This window comes from Streptomyces dysideae, assembly GCF_001514305.1.
Lineage (GTDB): Bacteria > Actinomycetota > Actinomycetes > Streptomycetales > Streptomycetaceae > Streptomyces > Streptomyces dysideae.
In genome coordinates this window covers 9,789-11,281 of the sequence record NZ_KQ949112.1, presented here as the reverse complement: position 1 = coordinate 11,281, position 1,493 = coordinate 9,789, and the positions used below count along the sequence as shown (strand labels likewise).

Genomic DNA, 1,493 nt, shown 5'->3' with positions numbered 1-1,493 from the left:
CACAGGCTTCCCCCTCCGCACCGTCTCCCGACCCCACACCTCCCCCAACGCCCTCCAACCCCGCCTGGGCCCCCACACCATCACCCCACCGCACCCCCTCCCCACCCCCCACCAGCACCCCACCACCCCCCACTCACGACACGGCCCCCGCACCCCCGCCCGCCACGCCCCGCGTCCCCCGCTCCATGGCCGCCCCCGGCCGCGACGGCGAACTCCGGCGTACCTTTCCAGCCTTCCCGGCCCGGCCGTCGGACGGCTCCGGCTTTGCCGAGACCTGGTGGGGGAACGCCTGGGTGGCCGCTTTGGAGGAGGGCGCGCTGGATCCCAAGCGGCTGGCCCGCGGACGCGGTTACGCCGCGCAGGGGCACGTCGACGCCATCACCGTCACGCCGGGGCTCGTTCTCGCGTACGTGCAGGGCAGTCGGCCCCGGCCGTACCGCGTGCAGGTGCGGCTGCGGACGTTCGAGGACGCCGACTGGGAGCGGTTCCTGGACGCCGCCGTCGAGCGGCCGGGGCACATCGCCGCGCTGCTCGACAAGGAGCTGCCCCAGTCCCTCGCCGACTGCGGGGTGCCGCTGCTGCCGGGCCCGCGCGACCTGGACCCCCGTTGCAGCTGCCCCGACTCCGGGCACCCCTGCAAGCACGCCGCCGCCCTCTGCTACCAGACCGCACGCCTCCTCGACGCCGACCCCTTCGTGCTGCTCCTGCTGCGAGGCCGTGGCGAACGCGAGCTGCTGGACGCCCTCTCGCGCCGCAACGCCGCCCGTGCGGCCCGCGCCGCCCAGGACAGGGAACCGGCGCCCCTCCCCGGCGTACGGGCCACCGACGCTCTCGCGCCGCGCGAACTCCCGCCCCTTCCGCCGCCGTTGCCCGCGCCCCCGCACCCCGAGCAGCCCCCTGTCTACCCGGCGGCCCCGGGCGGCCCGGACCCGTTCGCCCTCGACCAGCTGGCGACCGACGCCGCCGCCCGCGCCCACGCCCTGCTCACCACCGGCCGCGATCCGGTCGGCGAGCTGGCCCTGTGGCAGGACGCCGTACGGCTCGCGGCGGCCCGCCCCGGTTCCGGGCTGACCGCCGGCACCCGCGCCCTCTACGCCTCGCTGGCCTCGGCCACCGGCCGCACCCCGGGGGACCTGGCGCGCGCGGTCGCCGCCTGGCGCCAGGGCGGGATCGAGGGCCTCGCCGTCCTCGAAGCCCCCTGGGACCCGCCGGCCGGCCGCTTCGACCGTGCCCGCCCGCTCCTCCTCGCCGCGGACCTCCCGGCGTTCCGCCCCTGGCGCAACCACCTCACCCACCCGCGCGGCCATGTCCAGCTCCGCCTGGGCCGCGACGGGCTCTGGTACGCGTACGAGTCGGAGCCGGGCCATGACGACTGGTGGCCCCGCGGCACCCCCGACCTGGACCCGGTCGGCGCCCTGACGGGCCTGGGCACCTCGGACGACCTCTGACCGTTCCTAGGGACTGAGTAGTCCGGTCGCCTGCCGGGGACACCC

Annotated in this window: 1 protein-coding gene; it reads left to right on the top strand. The window is 77.6% G+C overall.

The window, feature by feature from the left end; all coding sequences use genetic code 11:
* A partial coding sequence (locus tag AQJ91_RS39475; RefSeq protein WP_234383320.1) for an SWIM zinc finger family protein occupies positions 1 to 1,448 on the top strand: 1,448 nt, incomplete at its 5' end.
* Positions 1,449 to 1,493 lie beyond the last annotated feature (45 nt).